The sequence below is a fragment of the Pantoea sp. B9002 genome, assembly GCF_013385945.1.
In the GTDB taxonomy this organism is placed as follows: domain Bacteria; phylum Pseudomonadota; class Gammaproteobacteria; order Enterobacterales; family Enterobacteriaceae; genus Pantoea.
In genome coordinates this window covers 153,605-174,873 of the sequence record NZ_JACAPA010000036.1, presented here as the reverse complement: position 1 = coordinate 174,873, position 21,269 = coordinate 153,605, and the positions used below count along the sequence as shown (strand labels likewise).

The window sequence follows — 21,269 nt, the reverse complement described above, 5'->3', positions numbered from 1 at the left end:
CCTGATAATCACAGCCCGATAGCGGGCAAAAGTTCGTCAAAAGAGTCGAGAGTTAAATCGGGAAGGCTTGTCGCAATTGGCTCGCCGTAGTTGTAGCCAAATGTCATACCGATGTTCGGTACGCCTGCCGCCTGGGCCGCGAGAATATCATTGCGGGAATCGCCGACAAACAGCAATTGTCCCGGAAGCACGCCAAAATGGCCGAGGACGAGGAAAATAGCCGCCGGATGGGGCTTTTTCACAATCACGTCGTCACCGCCGATAATCTGCGTGAAGTAATCAGCAATCCCGAGCGACTTCAGCAGCGGAGCCACAAACGGCGTGGGCTTGTTAGTGACGATCGCCAGCGGCAGGCCTTTCGCCTGCAAGGCCGCCAGCGTTTCGACTACCTGCGGGAACAGCGTGCTGCCCGCCTCTACCGTTTGCGCGTAATATTTATCAAACAGCGCACGCGCATCGCGTTGCTCTTCGGCATGCGGCTCGCGTCCCAGCGCCCAGGTCAGCGCGCGGGTCATCATCACGTCGGCGCCATTACCAATCCAGGTAGAAGCCAATGCCAAACCCGGCGGCGGCAGTTGCAGATCGCTCAGCGCATGATCGATGGCTTGTGACAGGCCCGGCGCGCTATCGACCAGCGTACCGTCGAGATCAAACGCCAGCGCGCGGATATCAGTGAAATGAGCCATTAACTTTCTCCAGTTCGCCACGCATCTCATCGATTACCTTTTTGTAATCCGGATGACCGAAGATCGCGGAACCGGCAACAAACATATCGGCACCTGCGGCAGCAATCTGGCCGATGTTATCGATCTTCACGCCGCCATCCACTTCCAGACGAATGTTGTAGCCACTCTCATCAATCAGGCGACGCGCCTGACGCAGTTTGTCGAGCGTACCGGGAATGAAGGATTGACCGCCGAAGCCTGGGTTTACCGACATCAGCAGAATGATGTCCAGCTTATCCATCACATAATCGAGGTAGTCGAGCGGCGTCGCAGGGTTGAACACCAGACCGGCTTTGCAACCGTGCTCTTTGATCAGCTGCAGCGTGCGATCAACATGCTCGCTGGCTTCCGGGTGGAAAGTGATGAAGGTGGCGCCCGCTTTAGCGAATTCCGGGATCAATGCATCCACAGGTTTAACCATCAGATGCACATCAATAGGTGCAGTGATGCCGTAATCGCGCAGCGCTTTCAGCACCATCGGCCCCATCGTCAGATTGGGAACGTAGTGGTTATCCATCACATCGAAATGGACCACATCACCACCTGCCGCCAGCGCTTTGGCCGTGTCTTCACCTAAACGCGCGAAGTCAGCAGCCAGAATTGATGGGGCCAGTAAAAATTGTTTCATCCGATTCTCCCAATTTTGTGCGCCAGCCTGAGCTGGCGTAATGCCTTGGTCGCGGACGAAACAGGCTAGCGGAAAAGCGCCAGCAGTTCGTCGACTTGCGTGCGACCACTTATGCTTCGGCTGATGGAACGCCGGGCTTTGACTACGTGTAAATCCGCATTCTGATACCACTCACGTGTGAGCACCGTATCGTGGTTAGAAATCAGTACCGGGATGCGATTTTGCTGCGAAAGCTTATTGGCTAACTCAGCCAGATGCTGCTGCTCGCGCAGACTAAAACTGTTGGTGTGGTAAGCGGTAAAATTCGCTGTCGCCGAAAGCGGTGCATACGGCGGATCGCAATAAACCACTGAGCCTTCAACGGCGTTGTTCAGAGTAACATCGTACGATTCACAGACAAAGGTCGCTTTTTGCGCCCGTTCGGCAAACCATAGCAGCTCCGCTTCCGGGAAGTACGGCTTGCGATAACGGCCAAAAGGCACGTTAAATTCACCGCGCAAATTGTAGCGGCACAGACCGTTATAACCGTGGCGATTGAGATACAGGAACAGCACCGCGCGCTGATATTCATCTTTGCTCGCATTAAAGGCGATGCGCTGCGCGTAGTAGGTTTCTGCCGTGTTGCCTTCAGCGTTGAAAAGCTGGCGCGCGTCTTCAATAAAAGCCGCGGTACGCGTTTTGACGATGTTATACAGATTGATGAGATCACCGTTGATGTCCGCCAGGTGATAGCGGTCATAATCGGTGTTGAGGAACACGGAACCGGCGCCGACAAAGGGTTCGATTAAACAATCACCTTGTGGCAAATGACGACGGATGTCATCAAGGAGCGGGTATTTCCCTCCGGCCCATTTCAGGAAAGCGCGATTTTTTTTCATGCTGTCGTGGTTATTACATCTTAATTATTGGCTGTGGTGGAACCGACAGCAGCTCTGCGCTTTAAACGGGGCCGCACCTGCGCGGCCCCACATCAATTACTGACTTTCTTTCTTCACCTGGCTAAGCGGTTTTACCCACGGATTGGCTGCACGCACTTCCGCTGGCAGCGATGCCACGGCGCGTTTTGCATCGGCTGGCGTGGCGTAAGCGCCGCTCACCAACACATACCAAGGCTCGCCGTTACGCGTGGTTTTATACACGTGATAACCGCTCAGGTTCTGTTTTCTCGCCCAGGCGTTCAGGCTCTCTTCTTTCGACGCACCGCTCAACTGCAGCGTGTAGTTTCCGCCCGATGGCAGCGATTTGCTGGCACCGCTCGCACTGGCAGGCGCTGGATTACGCGTCGCGGTGGTGCGGGTGTTGTTCTCTTTTACAGGTGCCGGTTTAGTGGCGGCCGGTGTTTTGTGCGGAGTCGACGCGTGCGTCTCGCGAGTACCGTTGTTGCTGGTGCGCGCGGGGGTTTCTGAACGCATGGCTGGCGGCGTAATCGCTTTACCGTTGCCGCTGACCGTGGCCGGCGCGGTTGGCAGCGAGCTACTTCCCTGCGCGCCTTGTGCTGCTGCATCGACAGAACCTTGCTGATTGTTCAGCGCAGTATTGAGATCGCCCGGCAGCGTGACACGTTGTTGGTTGGCTGGCGTATCCACAGGCGCAGCTTGCGTCGGCGTCGAGGAGACCGATGGCATCGAGATGGATTGGCCATCGCTGCCCGCTGGAGCAGTTGTGCCCGCGGTGTTTTGCGCTGCGCTGCCTTCAGCAGAAGGCGTGGCGTTTTGCTGGCCGCTCATGGACGTCGATCCCGAAAGGTCGATGTTCTTTTCGCTGCCACCGGCAGAAGGTGCCGCGCCATTATTTGCGGTATTGGTTGCGGGTTTCTTCTCGTCTGGCCCGGTTAATGCTGAACCAATTCCCAGCACCACCAACAGCAGAACCAAAATACCAATGCCCATCATCATATGTTGACGAGAAACCGGTACTTTCACTTTCGGCGCAGAAGACGATTTGCGTGGCCGCGTCGGACGGCGGTCACTGGCGTCAGGTTTTAACTCGTCTTCCGGTTTGAACTCATCCATTTAGCCTCCTCCGTAAAACGACGCGCTTCCCACACGCCGCATCACCACTCATCACTTCTAATAATCAGGGTTTCTGGCAATCGTTAATTGCTGCCAGCACCATATCATGTGCCACACCGCCACGCACTTCAGAGCGGCCAATAGCGAGAGGCAGCACCAGACGCAGCTCGCCCGCCAGCACTTTCTTATCGCGCATCATGTGTGGCAAATAATCTTCCGCCGCCATGTTCGCCGGGCCGTGTACAGGCAAACCAGCACGCAGCAGCAGCGCGATAATGCGATCGGTTTCAACCGAGGTGAACTGCCCTAAACGTTCAGCGGTACGTGCGGCCATCACCATGCCAGCCGACACCGCTTCGCCGTGCAGCCAGTTGCCGTAACCCATGTGCGCTTCAATCGCATGGCCAAAAGTATGGCCCAGATTGAGCAGTGCACGTACGCCGGTTTCGCGCTCATCAGCCGCAACCACTTCAGCTTTAAGCTCGCAGCAGCGACGGATGCAATAAGCCAGGGCTTTTTCATCCAGCGCCAGCAGAGCATCAAGGTTCTGCTCCAGCCACTGGAAGAATTCGCCATCAAGGATAATGCCGTATTTGATCACTTCCGCCAGACCGGACGCTAATTCGCGCGGTGGCAGAGTGGCCAGGCAATGAGTATCCACCACGACAGACGCGGGCTGATAAAACGCCCCAATCATGTTTTTGCCGAGTGGATGGTTTACCGCGGTTTTTCCACCGACGGAGGAGTCAACCTGAGACAACAACGTGGTCGGCACCTGAATAAAGCGCACGCCACGCTGATAGCTGGCTGCAGCAAATCCGGTCAAGTCACCAATCACGCCACCACCGAGTGCAATCAACGTGGTATCACGACCGTGCGGCTTTTTCAGCAGCGCGGTGAATACCTCGTCCATGACCGCCAGCGTTTTGTACTGCTCACCATCAGGCAAAATTACCTGATCTACCTTAATGCCGGCATTGCTGAGCAGCGCTGACAGGGATTCAAGATAGATCGGCGCCAGTGTCTGGTTTGTCACCAGCATGGCATTGTCGCCTGCTTTGAGCGGCCAAAAAGAAGCCGGATCGTTAAACAGTCCGGCAGCGATGGTGATGGGGTAACTGCGATCCCCGAGTGAGACAGTGATCTTCTCCATGATGACCGATACCTATTGCTGAGCCCTCAGGGCGCTGGATTAGTTCTTTTCCAGCATGTTGATGATCTGATTGGCCACCACTTTTGCACTCTGATCGTCAGTGCGAATAGTGACATCAGCGATCTCTTCATAAAGCGGATTACGTTCACCAGCTAGCGCTTCCAGTACTTCGCGCGGCGGTGATTCAACCTGCAACAGCGGACGCTTTTTATCACGCTGGGTTCGAGCAAGTTGCTTTTCGATGGTGGTTTCAAGGTATACGACCACACCGCGGGCGGAGAGACGATTACGGGTCTCGCGGGATTTGACTGAGCCGCCACCGGTCGCGAGGACAATGCCTTGCTTCTCGGTCAGCTCATTAATGATCTTTTCTTCACGATCGCGGAAGCCTTCTTCGCCTTCCACATCAAATACCCAGCCTACATCCGCTCCGGTGCGTCGCTCAATTTCCTGATCGGAATCGAAAAATTCCATATTGAGTTGCTGAGCCAACTGACGACCAATAGTGCTTTTGCCGGCACCCATCGGCCCAACCAGAAAGATATTGCGTTTCTCTGCCATTTTATCGGTATTACTAAGAATTCGTTGATGATACCCCGCGTTCAGCGTAGCTGGCGGGACAGGAACTGAGACCTCATGAGCGTTAACAAGAGTCAGACGGAAAATTATCTCAACACTCATGGCCGTTTGGCAACCGAATAAATTGCCCCCGGCGACCTCTTAACAGGACCGGTCTGTGGTTCGCGAGACGGTAACGCACCTCCGCTAATCCGCTATATTTCGTGCTACAGGCACGCTGGCCGGGGTCATCCACTGTAATCGCTTACCGATGTAAGCACAGTGCAATCACTCATTTAACGTCTTACTGGAGCTCGAATTATTTTGGAGATATTTCTTTTGACGTCAGTATCGCTTGTGACCAACGTCATTCGGAAGGTTATTCTGCCGCGTTCCGTTACACCGTTTTGAAAATCGCTAAACCTTGTAAGCTAATTCCAGCCCTGCGTCAACGCAGTTGGCCTCACAGAACGAATTTTCCGCTTTATCCGGCAGTAAGCGCTGCTTCCCTGACCAGTCTGGGAGTAATAAAGATCACCAGCTCCTTTTTCTTCTGCTCATCAGTTTGCTGACGGAACAAATTCCCCAGTAACGGCATATCGCCCAGCCAGGGCACGCGTTTTTCGCTCTGTGTGCGCTGCTGCTGGAAAATGCCGCCCAACGCTAAGGTTTCGCCATCGCGCAGCGTCACCTGAGTCTCGATCTCCTGCTTATCGATACTCAGCACCTGATTGTCGCCAATGTTAAGACTGCGTCCCGGCAAGTTCTGGCTCAGCCGCAGTTTGAGCTGGATGCGGCCATTTCCCAGCACCACCGGCGTCACTTCCATGCCCAGAACCGCTTCCTTAAATTCAATGGCCGTCGCGCCGCTGTTGCCCGATTTCACCTCATAAGGGATTTCCGTGCCCTGCTTGATGCTGGCGGTTTGCTGATGCGAGGTAAACAAGCGCGGGCTGGCAATGATTTCGATTTGGTTCTCCTGCTCCAGCGCACTCAGTTCGAGGTTGAGCAACTCGCCGCTGACCTGGCCCAGCGTCACGCCCGCACGAAACGCCGGATTACTCACCGCCAGAGGAATCTCGAGCAGCGGATTGCGCAGCGCCTGCGTTACCACTTCTGCCGGTGACGTGCCCCAATTAACACCCAACTCACGCAGATGCTCTTCATTGATGGTGACAATGTGCGCAGCGAGCTCAACCTGCTCGAGCGGCAAATCCAGCGCTTTTACCCAGCGCTCGGTGTCACGCAACGCCTCAGCCGTATCGCGCAGCAGCAAACTGTTAGTGCGGCTGTCGACCGTAACGCTACCGCGCGGTGTCATCAACGAACGCTCGGCTTGCAGGCTCCGGTAGATATCGCTGGCGCTGGCGTAATGCAGCGTCACGGTTTGCTGTTCCAGCGGCGTTTGCTGCTTCTCCTCCTCACGCTCCACTTTTTCCTGTTGCGCCTGCAGCTGCTGCCAGCTTTCCGGATAGACCAGCAAAACGCCCTCTTCCTGCACCACGGTGAGTTTTGCCAGCTGCGTTACCAGCGCGAGCGCGCGCTCCCAGCCAACATTGTCTAAACGCAACGACAGCCGACCTTCAACGCCCGGCGCAATCAGCAGGTTGGTCTGTTGATAATCTGCCAGCGCCTGCAAAATGCGTTCAACCGGAGCATCATCAAACGTCAGGCTTAACCGATCGTCATTGGCGCGCAGCGGCATGCTCAGACACAGCAGCATCAGTAACGTCATCCATTTCATAAAAACCTCCTTTTATTACCCATGTGATTTGCTGTGGCGTGCAGCTTTGTTCTGCACTCAACACCAGCATGCGCGACGTAAGTTGCACGACTTGCCAGGGCGGCTGGGGGAAAGGCGCTTGATCATCCAGCCGATGACTTTTGCCTTGAGGTGACACCAGCCACGCCACGTAGTGCGGCGCCGTGCCAATAATGCCCTGCAAGCGCCAGCCTTCTGGCGCAGCGACCTGCGCCTGGCACTGCGTTGCTGCCAGCGGCTGGAAAGGATCGCGCGCCAGCGCCAGCGAGCTACAGAGCAACAACAGCAAGGCGCTACTCCGCATCGTCACTCTCCAGCCACAGTTGCGTGTTCAATACGCCCTGCTCGGCGTGCAGCTGAAAGCGTTGTGGCACCGGTAATCGGGTGCTGGCTAGTTCACTAAACAGCGGCAGAAATTGTGGCCAGGCAAGCCTTAACTGCAGTTGCTGCGGCTGGCTATCCGGATGCCAGGCTTCCAGCTGACTGCCGCGCGCCGCCACGATTCGCTCCAGCGTTTGCTGAGTGCCGGCATCTTTCGTGGGTTGCTGCAGCAGGCTAATCTCGCTCTGCAACACATCAATCGCCGGAAGTGAAGCCAGCTGTTGCAGCCGCTGTTGCTGCAGTTGCCGCATCTGTTCCAGCTGCCGCGCTTGCGCTTCACGCATCTGCTGCTGCGGACGAAGCAGCACGATCCACGTCAGCGCAAACAGCCCCAGCGATAACATCAGCAGCCACAGTATGCGCAGCGGTAGCGTTAGCATCAGCCAGCGCTGCAGGAGTTCATTCATCTGCTACCTCCTGCACGCGCGCATGCAAAGCAAAACGATAGTCGCCGCCCGCTTCGCGCTTCACACCGCCCTGCTTTACGCTGCTGAACAGCGGCTGAGTCATTAGCTGATGACGAAAATCACTGACAGCCGCCATGCTCTGCGCCTGCCCTTCCAGCACCAGTTGCCCTTGCCGACGTTCGAGGCGATTCAGCCACAAGGTGTCAGGCATCAACTCCGGCAGTTGCTGCCAAAAATGCTGCCAGCGCTGATGCTGATCTTGCCGTTGCCGCCGTTCCTGCTGCGCCTGAAGCAGTGATTCACGCAGCTTCAACAGCAATTGCTGCTGCTCCAGCTGTTGCTGCAGTGTGCTGAGAAGAGAGGTGATATCCATCAGCGCGTCCGTCTGTTGCTGCCGCGCAATGACGCCGCGCCACCACAGTAATGAGAGGATCAGCAAGGTGCAGGCCACCGTAAGCGATAGCAGCGAGAGGCTCTGCTGGCGCCGCCGCTGCGATTGCTGGAGGCGCCAGGGAAGCAGGTTGACCGCCAGCATCAGACATCCTCCGGACGCAGCGCCAGCCCAAGCGCGATGGCGAAAACACCTTCCTGCGCAGGCAACGGCGGCTGCAGATAGTGCAGCAGCGAAAACGGCTTGCAGCGTTTAACCTGCTCCTCAGGCAGAACCTGGGGTGAGGTGCAGAATACGCTTTCCATCTGCGGGAAGGTTTCACGTAGCTGCGCGAGGGTGAGAGGTTCAGTGGCCGCGCCTGAAGTGGTGCTTTCGCCCGCCAGCGTCCACAGCCAATGATCGCTAAGCGGATGAATCAATAAGTGGTTGTGACGTAACGGCAGGCGCATGGCGATCTGCGTCAGTGCCAGGCTACTCAGTTCGAACACGTCCGGCCGCAGACCTGCCTGCTTGAGCGGCGTCAGCCATTGCGCAATCACCTCGCGCCGTGCCGCGGTGACGTACAGCGTTGCATCCTTGCCCGGTGAGCGATAATCCAGCGACAGCGAAGCGGGCTCGACGGGAAACAAACGCTGCGCGGAAGCCGCCACATAGCGGCCCAGCGCGGGCTCACGCAGCGAGGTTTCCGGCAGCGGCAAAGTGCGTTGCAATACCAACTGCGGCGGCAGGCCAACACGCAGTGAATAGCGCTTCGGCAGATGGCGCTGCCAGCGCCCTAACATATCCAGTAACGCAGGCGTGGTTTGCAGCACGCCGTTTCTTAACGTATCTTGCGGCAGCGTTTGTTGCCACCAGTGTCGCAATTGCCAACCATGACGTCGGCGTTCGATGCCAAGGGCACACAGTTGCCCGTTTTGGATATCCAGTCCAATTTGCCAGCGCTGAAAAGCCATACGCGCGATCTCCTTATCATTAAAAGGTAAGAGTGCTGTTACCCCGGCAACTTCAATTATGGCGGGTATATGAATGCGTCAGGCTTGTCTTTATACTACCGCGCGGTTGCTTATAAACTGCTCAAACGACAACAGATGGGAATTCTCAGGTGAAGTTCGTAAAGTATTTATTGATCCTTGCAGTGTGTTGCATTTTGCTGGGAGCCGGCACGGTTTATGGTTTGTACAAATACATAGAGCCGCAGCTGCCTGATGTGAACACATTGAAAGATGTGCGCCTGCAAACTCCTATGCAGGTTTACAGCGCGGATGGCGATTTGATCGCCCAATACGGCGAGAAACGCCGTGTCCCGCTGACCCTACAACAGATGCCGCCTGAGTTAATCAAAGCGTTTATTGCCACCGAAGATAGCCGTTTCTACGAGCATCACGGTGTCGACCCGGTGGGGATTTTCCGTGCAGCCAGCATTGCGCTGATGTCCGGTCACGCCTCGCAGGGCGCCAGTACCATTACTCAGCAGCTGGCGCGTAACTTCTTCCTCAGCCCGGAACGCACCTTGATGCGTAAGATTAAGGAAGCGTTCCTCGCGATCCGTATCGAACAGCTGCTGAGCAAAGATGAAATTCTTGAGCTCTATCTCAACAAGATTTATCTCGGCTATCGCGCATACGGCGTGGGCGCGGCGGCGCAGGTCTACTTTGGTAAACCTATTGATCAACTGTCGCTGAGTGAAATGGCGATGATTGCTGGGTTGCCAAAAGCCCCTTCGACGTTCAACCCGCTCTATTCGCACACGCGTGCGCTGGCGCGTCGTAATGTGGTGCTGGCGCGCATGCTGGATCAAAACTACATCACGCAGCAGCAATATAACGAAGCGCGTAACACGCCGCTGACGGCCAGCTATCACGGCCCGGAAATCGCCTTCTCTGCACCTTACTTAAGTGAAATGGTGCGTCAGGAGATGGTGAAGCGTTATGGCGATAAAGCGTATGAAGATGGTTACAAGGTTTACACCACCGTCACTCGCCATCTGCAGGAAGCCGCACAGCAGGCGGTGCGTAACAATGTGATGGCGTACGACATGCGCCACGGCTATCGCGGTCCAACCAACGTGCTGTGGAAAGTGGGCGAAGCGAGCTGGGATCAAACCCGCATCCAGAATGCGCTGAAAAATCTGCCGACTTACGGACCGCTGAATGCTGCGGTAATCACCAGCGCCAGCGCCGATCAAGCCACGGCGATGCTGAAAGATGGCAGCAGCGTCACATTGAATATGGCCGGCGTACGCTGGGCGCGTGCTTACAAATCTGACACCCTGCAAGGCCCAACGCCGCGCAGCGTGACGCAGGTACTGCAAACCGGCCAGCAGATTTGGGTGCGTAAAGTGAATGACGACTGGTGGCTCGGCCAGGTTCCGGCGGTGAACTCGGCGCTGGTGTCACTCAATCCAGAAGATGGTGCGGTTCGCGCACTGGTCGGCGGTTTCGACTTCAACCAGAGCATGTTCAACCGTGCAACCCAGGCGCTGCGTCAGGTCGGCTCCAACATCAAACCCTTCCTGTATACCGCAGCGATGGATCGCGGTTTAACGCTGGCATCGATTCTCAACGACGTGCCGATTTCGCGCTGGGATGCCGGTGCGGGTGCTGACTGGCGTCCGAAGAACTCACCGCCAACCTATGCGGGTCCAATCCGTTTGCGTCAGGGCTTAGGCGAGTCGAAAAACGTGGTGATGGTGCGTGCGATGCGTGCGATGGGCGTGGATTACGCGGCGGAATATCTGCAGCGTTTCGGCTTCCCGGCACAGAACATCGTGCATACCGAATCGTTAGCGTTAGGCGCGGCGTCCTTTACCCCAATGCAGGTGGTTCGTGGCTACGCGGTGATGGCGAACGGCGGCTTCCTGGTTGATCCGTACTTCATCACCAGGATTGAGAACGAACAAGGCGGCGTGATCTTTGAAGAGAAACCGAAAATTGCCTGCCCGCAGTGCAACTTGCCGGTGATCTATGGCGATACCAAAAAGTCGGTCGCGCTGAACGAAGAGAGCGTCGAGAATGTCGCGACCTCCGATCAATCGCAGAACCAAACCGTGCCGCAGCCAGAGCTGGAGCAGGTGCCTGCGCAGCCGGGTGGCGAGCAACAGTATGCTCCGCACGTGATCAACACGCCGCTGTCATTCCTGATCAAGAGCGCGCTGAACACCAACATCTTCGGCGAGCCGGGCTGGATGGGAACGGGCTGGCGTGCCGGTCGTGACCTGAAGCGTAACGATATCGGCGGCAAAACCGGTACCACCAACAGCTCGAAAGATGCGTGGTTCTCCGGTTACGGTCCGGGCGTGGTGACGTCGGTGTGGATTGGTTTCGATGATTCACGCGCGCTGGGTCGCTCCACCATGTCAGGCGCGATTCCGGATCAAATCTCCGGTTACGAAGGCGGCGCGAAGAGTGCCCAGCCAGCGTGGGATGACTACATGAAATCCGCGCTGGAAGGCGTGCCGGTACAGCCGCTGACACCGCCAGATGGCGTGGTCACCGTCAATATCGATCGCGGCACCGGCAAGTTGGCCAACGGCGGCAACTCGCGTCAGGAGTACTTCATCAACGGCACCCAGCCGACCGAGTATTCGGTGCATGATGTGGGCACCACCATCATGGACAACGGCCAAAGCCACGAACTGTTCTGATCAAAAAAGCCGGCAAATGTGCCGGCTTTTTTGTCAGTTAGCGTGAATCGGTCGCCATGAATGGCGAGGTTTTCGTAGGGTGCGCATTCATGCGCACCTGCATACACAGGCGATTTAGTAGCTTAAACGGCCCTGTTTCACCAGCCACTCGCGCACCATAAACAGCGCGCTGACGTTACGCGCTTCGCGGAAGTCGGGTTCATCCAGCAGCGCCAGCAGATTATTCAGCGGCCAGCGATGGACAATCAGCGGCTCCGGCTCATCACCTTCCAGCTTCTCTTCATACAAACCTTCCGCCACCACGATATTCATCTTGCTGGAGAAATATGAGGGCGCCATGGTCAGCTTGCCCAGCGCTTCGAGTTTGGTGGCACCAAATCCCGCTTCTTCTTTCAGTTCGCGATCGGCCGCTTCAAAGGCGCTTTCGCCAGGATCGATCAGACCTTTCGGAAAGCCGAGTTCGTAGCTTTCCAGACCGACGGCGTACTCCTGAATCAGGATCACGTCATCGCCAATAATCGGCACAATCATCACCGCTTCACGATCGGAAGGTTTCATGCGCTCATAGACGCGGCGCGCGCCATTGCTGAAAGCGAGATCGACCGCTTCGATGGTGAACAGGCGGGAGCGGGCCACCGCTGCCACATTGAGGATGTCAGGTTTTTTCATTGGGGTTTTCATATCAGCCTCAAACTTAGCACAACCCTGTGAAACGTGATGACGCCAGCATACCGAAGCCAGAACTATTGTGCGACACGCAGCGTAAGTAAACTATGGTGACACACATTCACTTACGGCTGCTAACAACTTCTTGTTATCTATGCAGTTAAAAATTCACAATAAGTCAACGGGGTTGGGGTAAATTCAGAAAATACCGATATTTAATTGAGTTATGTCTGGTTAACATCCCGTTAAGGAATAATCTAACAAACTATAATTAAATGATTTTGCGCGTTATTTTATCTGACTTTTCCCTTGTCAGAATGACATCTGCTCGCCAAAATTGACTTGTATTGATGGATTCACCGGGAGTAATTCGTTAACGTGAAGGCAGTTTTTTGGCTGGATTGAGCAAAGCATGAGCACTTATATTGTCATTCTGGCTGTCATGCTCGCCTGTTCCTTATTAGCAGGTATCGGCTATTGGTACGCTATGCGGCATCGTCCGCCGTTGGCGAAACCACTGCCGTTTATCAGTCCGCCTAATAGAAAGCTCACCGACGAAGAACGCGCTGCCGTTGAAAAGTACATCGCGCTACTGGCGAAACAGCAGCAAAACAGCAGCGCGCGATCCGCAAAGAAGCCGCGCGAGCCTGAAGCGCTGACGCTCACCGCACAAAGCAACAATGTTTATCCTGTCACCCGTTCCATCACCCGCTATGGCCTCTCGACCGACGATCCGCAGAAGTGGCGCTACTATCTCGATGAAGTCGAAGTGCATTTGCCGCCGCTGTGGGAACAGTACATCGCCGAAGAGAACTACGTAGAGCTGATCCGCACGCAAACGCTGCCGCTGGTGATTTCGCTCAACGGCCATTCGCTGGTGAATTACGCGGTGGAACAACCGGCGCTGCCACCGCTGGTGCGTCCGATGTCCACCAACGCGTCGATTCGCAAAGAAGAGAGCGAAAACGTTGAGCTGCTGCAGGTACGCAAAGAGACCTCGGAAGAATATCAACTGTCTCGCGCCGACGGCACGCGTGAAGCGGTCGCCATCTGTTTCGCTTTCCTGCTGTTCTTCCTGAGTCTGGTGCTGCCCGGCAGCCTGATGGGCTGGATTGCGCTGCTCGGCTGTCTGATGATCGCCGTTAGCCTGTGGTTCCTCTATCGCTTCCCTGGCGCCAAAGGCTTGCGCGATGTGCATTGCCTGCGCGGTGCGCCCAAGCGCTGGGGCCTGTTTGGTGAATCCAATCAGGAGCAGAGCAACATCTCGCTGGGCATTATCGATTTAATCTACCCCGCGCACTGGCAGCCGTATGTGGCGCACGATTTAGGCCAAACCACCGATGTCGATATGTACCTCAATCGTCAGGTGGTGCGTCAGGGTCGTTTCCTGTCGTTGCAGGACGAAGTGCGTAATTTCCCGGTGCAACGCTGGCGCAAAAATCTGGTGCTGGCGTGCGGTTCGCTACTGGTGCTGGTGATGCTGTTCACCTGGATTCCCCTCAGCATGCCGATCAAACTCAGCCTGGCGTGGGTGAAAGGCACTGAAAGTATTGAAGTGAATAGCGTTGATAAATTGAATACGCTGCCGCTGCACATCGGCGACAGTTTGAAAGTCGCCGGTACCGGCATGTGTTCGGTGCCCGGCAATTACCAAAGTAATCGCAGCTACGCTTATATGCCGTTCGATTGCTCAGCCATTTACTGGAACAACGCGGTGCCGCTGCCGCTGCCGCAATCGGACATCATCGATAAAGCCTCGGCGTTACTTGATACCACCACGCGCCAGCTGCATCCGGAAACCAATACCGATCCCAAGCTCAACCCGCAGCTGGCCTCGGCGATTCAAAAATCCGGTATGATTCTGCTGGATGACTTTTCCGATCTGGTGCTGAAAACTCAGGAGCTGTGCAGCCAGCAGCAAGATTGTGTGCGCCTGAAAAATGCGCTAGTGAATCTGGGCAATGCCAAGGATTGGGATTCGCTGATCCATCGCGCGGATTCCGGCAAGCTGAATGGCATGAACGTGCTGCTGCGTCCGGTGAGTGCGGAAGCGCTGGAAAACCTGGTTAACACCGCCACCTCCAGCTTCTTCGCGCGTGAAACGCGTCGCGCGGCGGAAAACCTCAATAGCCCGCCGCCGGGTGGCTTCCTGATTATCAGTGATGAAGGGCGACAGATGGTAACGCAGCCGCAGCCGTCAGTACCGCTGTTCGATCTTGATGCACCTTCACAATGGCGCGAACTGCAACGCATGTCCGGCATGCTGCTGCATACGCCGTTCGCCGCCAGCGGCATCATCACCAGCATTACCACCGATGCTAACGGCACACGCCATATCGCGCTGCATAACGAGCCGGATGCCATGGCGCAATGGCGCTATTTGGGCACCGCGCTGTTGATGCTGGTGCTGATTGCCAGCGCGGTGATCAACGGCTTGCTGGCGCTGCGTCGTATTCATCGTAATCGCCTGCGCATGGCGGAAATTCAGCAGTATTACGATAAGTGCTTCAACCACAATCTGAACACTATGCAGAGCGTGCGCTCGCTGTTCTGAGCCCTCTCCTTCTGTGCTACCCTGTCGCCCACTTTTTTGCGGCGAGAAAGAAAATGCAGGTTACGCTTAACTGGTCAGAGATTGATACCGTACTGCTGGATATGGACGGCACCTTGCTCGATCTCGCCTTCGACCGTCACTTCTGGCTGGAACACGTTCCGGAAACTTTGAGCCGCGAACGCGCCATCACGCTGGGCGAAGCGCATCAGCTGATTGAGCAGAAGTATCAGGCCGTGGTGCATACGCTAAACTGGTATTGTCTCGATTACTGGTCGCAGGAGCTGGCGCTGGATATTCGCGCCATGACGTGGGAGAAGCGCCACCGTGCGGCAATGCGGGAAGATACGCTGCCGCTGCTGCAGGCGCTGCGTGCCGCAGGTAAACGCACGATTCTGCTGACCAATGCGCATCCTTACAATCTGGATGTGAAACTGGAGCAGACCGGATTAGCTGCCCACCTTGATTTATTACTTTCCACCCATACCTTTGGATATCCGAAAGAGGATCCGCGTCTCTGGCAGGCCGTTCAGCAACACACTGCGTTTGACAGCGCACGCACGCTATTCATTGATGACAGCGAAGCGATTCTGGATGCAGCCACACGCTGGGGCATTCGCTGGTGCTTAGGCGTCAGCAATCCGGATTCCGGTCGGCCCGATCAAACTTTCCAGCGTCATCCGGCGGTACGCGATTATCGTCAATTGTGTGAGACGCTGCGTTAAAGCAGGAGCCGCAATACCATGAAAGAGAAAGTGAGCGAAGGCGTGCGCCTCGACAAATGGCTGTGGGCCGCGCGCTTCTACAAAACGCGTGCGCTGGCACGCGAAATGGTCGAAGGCGGCAAAGTGCATTACAACGGCCAGCGCAGCAAGCCGAGCAAACTGGTGGAGCTGAATGCCGAACTGACGCTGCGTCAGGGCAACGATGAGCGCACCGTGGTGATCACCGCCGTGACCGATCAGCGGCGTCCGGCCAGCGAAGCGCAGGCGCTGTATGCCGAAACCGCCGCCAGCATCGACAAACGCGAGAAAACCGCGCTGGCACGCAAGATGAATTCCTTAACCATGCCGCACCCCGATCGCCGCCCGGATAAGAAAGAGCGCCGCGATCTGATGAAATTTAAATTGTCGGGCGATAAATAACGCGCCCCCAACGAGAGAAACACTATGTCTGCAAACGATCAACTGCACCGTTACCTGTTCGAAAACGTCGCTGTGCGCGGCGAGCTGGTAAATGTGACCGAAACCTGGCGTGAAATCGTCAAAAATCACGATTACGTTGAGCCGGTAAAAACCTTGCTGGGCGAGCTGCTGGTGGCCACCAGCCTGCTGACGGCGACGCTGAAGTTTGATGGCGAAATCACGGTGCAGTTGCAGGGCGACGGTCCGCTGACGCTGGCGGTGATCAACGGTAACAACCGTCAGGAGTTGCGTGGCGTGGCGCGCGTGAAAGAAGACGCGGAGATCGCACCGGGCAGCAGCCTGAAAGAGATGGTCGGTAACGGCTATCTGGTGATCACCATCTCGCCAGAGAAAGGCGAGCGCTATCAGGGCGTGGTTGGCCTGGAAGCGGATACGCTGGCGGGTTGTCTGGAAGATTACTTCATGCGTTCTGAGCAGCTGCCAACGCGCCTGTTTATCCGCACCAGCGACAAAGGCGCAGCCGGTATTCTGCTGCAGGTGCTGCCAGCGCAAGAGCCGAGCCTGGATGATTTCAATCACCTCGCCACTCTGACCGAAACCGTGAAAAGCGAAGAGCTGATTGAGCTGCCGGCCACCGACGTTCTGTGGCGCCTGTATCATCAGGAAGAAGCCACTGTGTTCGAACCGTCGCCAGTCAGCTTCAAGTGCACCTGCTCACGTGAGCGCTGTGGCGAAGTGCTGACTACGCTGCCAATTGAAGAAGTGGACGAAATCCTCGAAGAAGATGGCAAAATCGACATGCATTGCGACTATTGCGGTTCGCACTATGTTTACGATGCCGTGGATATTGCCGCCATTCGTAATGCGCCAACCAACAACAGCGATCAAGTGCATTAATTACCTGCCGGGCGGCTCCTCCGCCCGCATTCCTGCTGAACGTATCCCTATCATTTATCACGGTTATTAGCTAAATAACGCTGACTTTAGTTTCATAAGTGGCAGATTTCTCTACTTGTCACGTTCCAGCTCGCATTTCTGACTATCTTCTCTTTTCCGCTGTGCTCAGAAGAGTACACTGCGCGCGATCTGCCCTGCGTGGCTATGCAGGCAGGCGGCAGAATCACCCCATAAAAAATATGCAGTAACAGATACCGATTAAAGGAGCAGTCACATGCGCGTTAACGGCCTGACATCGCAAGACCTCGCCTCTATGGGCATCAGCGGCACCACCGAAGTGGTGTACAACCCTGATTTCGACACCCTGTTTCAGGAAGAAACTCGCCCAGAGCTGGAAGGTTATGCGCGAGGCATTCTGACGCAGAGCGGTGCTATTGCCGTGGATACCGGCATCTTCACGGGTCGCTCGCCAAAAGATAAGTACATCGTTCGGGATGACACCACGCGCGACACGCTGTGGTGGAACGATGTCGGCAACGGCAAAAATGATAACCAGCCGCTGTCACAGGAAACCTGGCAGGCGTTGAAAGATCGCTGCACTCAGCAGCTTTCCGGCAAACGTCTGTTTGTAATTGATGCGTTCTGCGGTGCCAATCCCGACACGCGCCTCAGCGTGCGCTTCGTGATGGAAGTGGCCTGGCAGGCGCACTTCGTCAAAAACATGTTTATCCGTCCGAGCGAAGCCGAACTGGCTGACTTCAAACCGGATTTCGTGGTGATGAACGCCGCGCAGTGCACCAATCCAGACTGGCAGGCGCAAGGTTTGCACTCCGAGAACTTCGTCGCCTTCAACCTGACCGAACGCATGCAGTTGATTGGAGGAACCTGGTACGGCGGCGAGATGAAGAAAGGTCTGTTCGCCATCATGAACTACCTGCTGCCGCTGAAAGGCATCGCTTCAATGCACTGTTCGGCTAACGTCGGCAAAGCGGGCGATGTGGCGGTATTCTTTGGCTTGTCCGGCACCGGCAAAACCACGTTGTCCACCGATCCGGATCGCCAGCTGATTGGCGATGACGAACACGGCTGGGATGACGATGGCGTGTTCAACTTTGAAGGTGGCTGCTACGCCAAAACCATCAATCTGTCTGAGCAGGCGGAGCCGGAAATCTACCGTGCGATTCGCCGCGATGCGCTGCTGGAAAACGTGGTGGTCCGCGCCGACGGCACTGTTGATTATGCCGACGGCAGCAAGACCGAGAACACCCGCGTCTCTTATCCGATCGAGCATATCGAGAACATCGTGCAGCCGGTTTCGAAAGCGGGCCACGCGAAGCGAGTGATTTTCCTTACCGCCGATGCCTTTGGCGTGCTGCCGCCGGTTTCACGCTTAACGCCGGAACAGACGCAATATCACTTCCTTTCTGGCTTTACTGCCAAACTGGCCGGCACCGAGCGCGGCGTCACGCAGCCGACGCCCACCTTCTCCGCCTGTTTTGGCGCGGCATTCCTGACGCTGCACCCAACGCAATATTCCGACGTGCTGGTGAAGCGGATGGAAGCGGCAGGTGCGCAGGCGTATCTGGTGAATACCGGCTGGAACGGGAGCGGCAAGCGCATTTCGTTGAAAGACACGCGCGCCATCATCAATGCGATTCTGGCCGGTGAGCTGGATGAGGTTGAGACTGAAACTTTGCCGGTGTTCAACCTGCAGATGCCTAAAGTTCTGCCGCAGGTGGATAGCGCGATTCTCGATCCGCGCCGCAGCTGGCCGACAGAAGCGGCCTGGCAGCAAGCTGCACAGGATCTGGCGCAGCGCTTTATTACTAATTTCGAGAAGTATACGGATAACGACGCCGGTAAAGCGTTGGTGCAGGCGGGTCCGCAGTTGTGATGTGAAAACCAGGTGGGCATAAATGCCCACCCTACAAAACCGCACCTAACATTTGTAAGGTGGGCATTTATGCCCACCTGGTTATCAACCGCAATAAAACCTGCAATCACGCGCTGTGATTAATACTCACCACCGCTGTACTGCCGCTGCCTTCCGGAATCGGCAACCACGCGCGAATACGCAATCCGCCGCGGTCACTGTCACCAATCTCCAGCGAGCCTTCATGCGCATCAATAATACGCTGCACAATCGCCAAACCGAGACCGGTGCCGCTGGTGCTGCGTGCGCTGTCGCCGCGCACAAACGGCTGGAACAGATGCTGTAGCTGATCCGGCTTGATGCCCGGACCATCATCTTCCACCTGGAACCACGCGCGGTTCAGCTCCTTGCCGCTGCTGACCTTAATCCATCCGTTGCCATAACGCGCTGCGTTGACCACCAGATTCGCCAGCGCGCGCTTGATCGACAGCGGGTTGATATCCAGCATCAAATCCTCGGACATCACCGCGTTCTCAATCTCGCGCTCGTAGCCGCTCTCTGCCGCCACCACTTCGCCCAACACGCTGTTCAGGTCGGCGCGTTCGGTCTGCATCTCCTGACCGGTACGCAGATAGTCGATGAACTGCTCGATAATCGCATTGCACTCTTCGATATCTTTGTTGATCGACTCCGCCAGATAACCATCCTGCTCGCCCATCATCTCGGTGGCGAGACGAATACGCGTTAGCGGCGTACGCAAGTCATGACTGACACCCGCCATCAACAAGGTACGATCGTCGGCCAACTGCTTCACACCGGCCGCCATTTGGTTAAACGCCCGCGTCACCGAACGCACTTCCGACGCGCCGTATTCACGCAGCGGCGGTGGAATGATGCCTTTACCGACCTGCAACGCCGCATGCTCCAGATCCACTAAGGGTCGGTTCTGGATGCGGATAAACAGCCAGGCGCCGCCAATCGCCAGCAGCATAATCGCCAGCGTGTAGCGGAACAGCGGTGAGAAGTCGCCCTGATGGATTTCGGTGAGCGGCACGCGCACCCAGATATCCGGCGACAGCCAGGTTTTCAGCCACACCACCGGCGAGTTTTTATTCACCTCGACACGGACATCGGTGGGACCGCCCAGCTGCTGGCCCATCTGCTCACTGAGGAATTCGTAATGTTGCGCCCAGCGCAAACCGCTCTCTTCCGCCGCCGCGTTGGTATACAACGAGATGCCCAGCTCACGATAAATTTCGCGTCGGAAGGCCGGTGGCACTTCCAACTGAGTTCCATCTTCCAGCTGCAGCCGATCGGTCATCAACATACGCACTTCGTACGCGAGGACCTTATTGAACTGCTGCAAGCTGGGAAGAATGGCGAAATTGAGCACCACCAAATAGGTTGTTACCAGGCTGACGAACAGCAAGGTAACAATCAATAACAAGGTGCGGGCAAACGAACTGCGGGGTGAGAAGCGCAATCGCCTCATGCTTTGCTGCCGTCCGGAACGAATACGTAGCCAAGACCCCAAACGGTCTGAATGTAACGTGGATGCGCCGGATCTTCTTCCACCATGCGGCGCAGACGCGAAATCTGCACGTCGATGGAGCGTTCCATGGCGCTGTATTCACGGCCACGCGCCAGGTTCATCAGCTTATCGCGTGACAGCGGCTCACGCGGATGGCTAACCAGCGCTTTCAGCACGGCAAACTCACCGCTGGTCAGCGGCATCGGCTCATCTTCACGGAACATCTCGCGGGTGCCGAGGTTCAGCTTGAACTTACCGAAAGCGATAACCGCTTCTTCCTGCGAAGGCGCGCCTGGCAGTTCATTGGCCTGACGACGCAGCACCGCACGGATACGTGCCAGCAATTCACGCGGGTTAAACGGTTTTGGAATGTAGTCATCCGCGCCGATTTCCAGACCGACGATACGATCCACTTCTTCGCCTTTCGCGGTGACCATGATGATCGGCATCGGGTTGCTTTGACTGCGCAAACGGCGGCAGATAGACAAACCATCTTCGCCCGGCAACATCAAGTCGAGCACCATCAAGTGGAAGGATTCGCGGGTTAACAGTCGATCCATTTGCTCGGCGTTGGCAACGCTACGCACCTGAAAGCCCTGCTCGGTGAGATAGCGCTCCAGCAACGCACGCAAACGCATATCATCATCGACGACCAGAATTTTGTAGTTCTCTTGCATGTTCAACTCCCAAAGGCGCCATTGCCTGAGCCATTATTGTTAAAAAAAGAGGCCTCAGTGTGACAGTCATTAATGGTTTATATTCTAGCCGAAATTGTTACAAAGCATATTAAACAGCAGCTTATATTTATTTTTAGCCCTGAAATGCGCTTCGCTTCGCGTTTTTTATCTGTGCTTTCAAGCCGCTTAGCGCTTATCTGAAAATTTGGCGCGTTTTCTTTCTGTTACTGGTTCATGACAGAAATTTTCACGCGCAGACCGGCGCGCAG

Annotated in this window: 20 protein-coding genes; 6 read left to right on the top strand and 14 right to left on the bottom strand. The window is 56.0% G+C overall.

From position 1 onward, the window contains the following. Positions 1-8 precede the first annotated feature (8 nt). From HX773_RS17970 to pilM, 11 genes are all read right to left on the bottom strand, one after another. Positions 9-686, bottom strand: coding sequence for a phosphoglycolate phosphatase (locus HX773_RS17970; RefSeq protein WP_176972661.1), 678 nt, complete (start codon positions 684-686; stop codon positions 9-11). Beyond that, positions 670-1,353, bottom strand: a complete 684-nt coding sequence (gene rpe, locus HX773_RS17965) for a ribulose-phosphate 3-epimerase (RefSeq protein WP_008107883.1) — start codon at positions 1,351-1,353, stop codon at positions 670-672. Before rpe ends, HX773_RS17970 begins: the two co-directional genes overlap by 17 nt. Before the next feature lie 65 nt (positions 1,354-1,418). Beyond that, positions 1,419-2,231, bottom strand: coding sequence for an adenine-specific DNA-methyltransferase (gene dam / locus HX773_RS17960; protein WP_176972660.1), 813 nt, complete (start codon positions 2,229-2,231; stop codon positions 1,419-1,421). Between the two features lie 96 nt (positions 2,232-2,327). Further along, positions 2,328-3,365 (bottom strand): SPOR domain-containing protein, encoded by a 1,038-nt coding sequence (locus tag HX773_RS17955; protein WP_176972659.1) that lies wholly within the window; start codon positions 3,363-3,365, stop codon positions 2,328-2,330. 64 nt (positions 3,366-3,429) lie between these two features. After that, positions 3,430-4,518 carry a 3-dehydroquinate synthase gene (aroB, locus tag HX773_RS17950; RefSeq protein WP_176972658.1) on the bottom strand — a complete coding sequence of 363 codons (1,089 nt, stop codon included), beginning with the start codon at positions 4,516-4,518 and terminating at the stop codon, positions 3,430-3,432. A gap of 39 nt (positions 4,519-4,557) precedes the next feature. Continuing rightward, positions 4,558-5,079, bottom strand: coding sequence for a shikimate kinase AroK (gene aroK, locus HX773_RS17945; RefSeq protein WP_008107887.1), 522 nt, complete (start codon positions 5,077-5,079; stop codon positions 4,558-4,560). Positions 5,080-5,560: 481 nt separating this feature from the next. Beyond that, a complete protein-coding gene (gene hofQ / locus HX773_RS17940; protein ID WP_176972657.1) occupies positions 5,561-6,820 on the bottom strand; it encodes a DNA uptake porin HofQ in 1,260 nt (419 codons plus the stop codon). Continuing rightward, on the bottom strand, positions 6,762-7,142 hold the full coding sequence (locus HX773_RS17935; RefSeq protein ID WP_176972656.1) for a HofP DNA utilization family protein: 381 nt from the start codon (positions 7,140-7,142) through the stop codon (positions 6,762-6,764). Before HX773_RS17935 ends, hofQ begins: the two co-directional genes overlap by 59 nt. Then, complete coding sequence (locus HX773_RS17930; protein ID WP_176972655.1) at positions 7,132-7,626, bottom strand: hypothetical protein; 495 nt, start codon at positions 7,624-7,626, stop codon at positions 7,132-7,134. The genes HX773_RS17935 and HX773_RS17930 overlap by 11 nt, the downstream gene beginning before the upstream one ends. Next, entirely contained in the window at positions 7,619-8,161 is a 543-nt protein-coding gene (locus HX773_RS17925; protein WP_176972654.1) for a PilN domain-containing protein, read from the bottom strand. Before HX773_RS17925 ends, HX773_RS17930 begins: the two co-directional genes overlap by 8 nt. Then, positions 8,161-8,970, bottom strand: coding sequence for a pilus assembly protein PilM (gene pilM / locus HX773_RS17920; protein ID WP_176972653.1), 810 nt, complete (start codon positions 8,968-8,970; stop codon positions 8,161-8,163). The genes HX773_RS17925 and pilM overlap by 1 nt, the downstream gene beginning before the upstream one ends. Before the next feature lie 149 nt (positions 8,971-9,119). Between pilM and mrcA the strand changes: the two genes are divergently transcribed. Beyond that, positions 9,120-11,660, top strand: coding sequence for a peptidoglycan glycosyltransferase/peptidoglycan DD-transpeptidase MrcA (gene mrcA / locus HX773_RS17915; protein WP_176972652.1), 2,541 nt, complete (start codon positions 9,120-9,122; stop codon positions 11,658-11,660). A 114-nt stretch (positions 11,661-11,774) separates the two neighbouring features. Here mrcA and nudE read toward each other — a convergent pair whose 3' ends face one another. Then, complete coding sequence (nudE, locus tag HX773_RS17910) at positions 11,775-12,341, bottom strand: ADP compounds hydrolase NudE (RefSeq protein WP_101762674.1); 567 nt, start codon at positions 12,339-12,341, stop codon at positions 11,775-11,777. Positions 12,342-12,738: 397 nt separating this feature from the next. On the opposite strand from nudE, the gene HX773_RS17905 reads away from it, so the two are divergent. From HX773_RS17905 to pckA, 5 genes are all read left to right on the top strand, one after another. Further along, positions 12,739-14,880 (top strand): intracellular growth attenuator family protein, encoded by a 2,142-nt coding sequence (locus HX773_RS17905; RefSeq protein ID WP_176972651.1) that lies wholly within the window; start codon positions 12,739-12,741, stop codon positions 14,878-14,880. A gap of 53 nt (positions 14,881-14,933) precedes the next feature. After that, positions 14,934-15,602, top strand: coding sequence for a GMP/IMP nucleotidase (gene yrfG / locus HX773_RS17900; protein ID WP_176972650.1), 669 nt, complete (start codon positions 14,934-14,936; stop codon positions 15,600-15,602). 18 nt (positions 15,603-15,620) lie between these two features. Beyond that, on the top strand, positions 15,621-16,022 hold the full coding sequence (gene hslR / locus HX773_RS17895) for a ribosome-associated heat shock protein Hsp15 (protein ID WP_008107905.1): 402 nt from the start codon (positions 15,621-15,623) through the stop codon (positions 16,020-16,022). Between the two features lie 24 nt (positions 16,023-16,046). Continuing rightward, positions 16,047-16,919 carry an Hsp33 family molecular chaperone HslO gene (gene hslO, locus HX773_RS17890; protein ID WP_176972649.1) on the top strand — a complete coding sequence of 291 codons (873 nt, stop codon included), beginning with the start codon at positions 16,047-16,049 and terminating at the stop codon, positions 16,917-16,919. 274 nt (positions 16,920-17,193) lie between these two features. Further along, positions 17,194-18,813 (top strand): phosphoenolpyruvate carboxykinase (ATP), encoded by a 1,620-nt coding sequence (pckA, locus tag HX773_RS17885; protein ID WP_154157224.1) that lies wholly within the window; start codon positions 17,194-17,196, stop codon positions 18,811-18,813. 106 nt (positions 18,814-18,919) lie between these two features. Here the strand turns inward: pckA and envZ are convergent, their stop codons facing one another. Beyond that, on the bottom strand, positions 18,920-20,284 hold the full coding sequence (gene envZ / locus HX773_RS17880) for a two-component system sensor histidine kinase EnvZ (RefSeq protein ID WP_176972648.1): 1,365 nt from the start codon (positions 20,282-20,284) through the stop codon (positions 18,920-18,922). Beyond that, positions 20,281-21,000: a two-component system response regulator OmpR gene (gene ompR / locus HX773_RS17875; RefSeq protein ID WP_001157751.1), complete on the bottom strand. Its 720-nt coding sequence runs from the start codon at positions 20,998-21,000 to the stop codon at positions 20,281-20,283. Before ompR ends, envZ begins: the two co-directional genes overlap by 4 nt. Positions 21,001-21,269 lie beyond the last annotated feature (269 nt).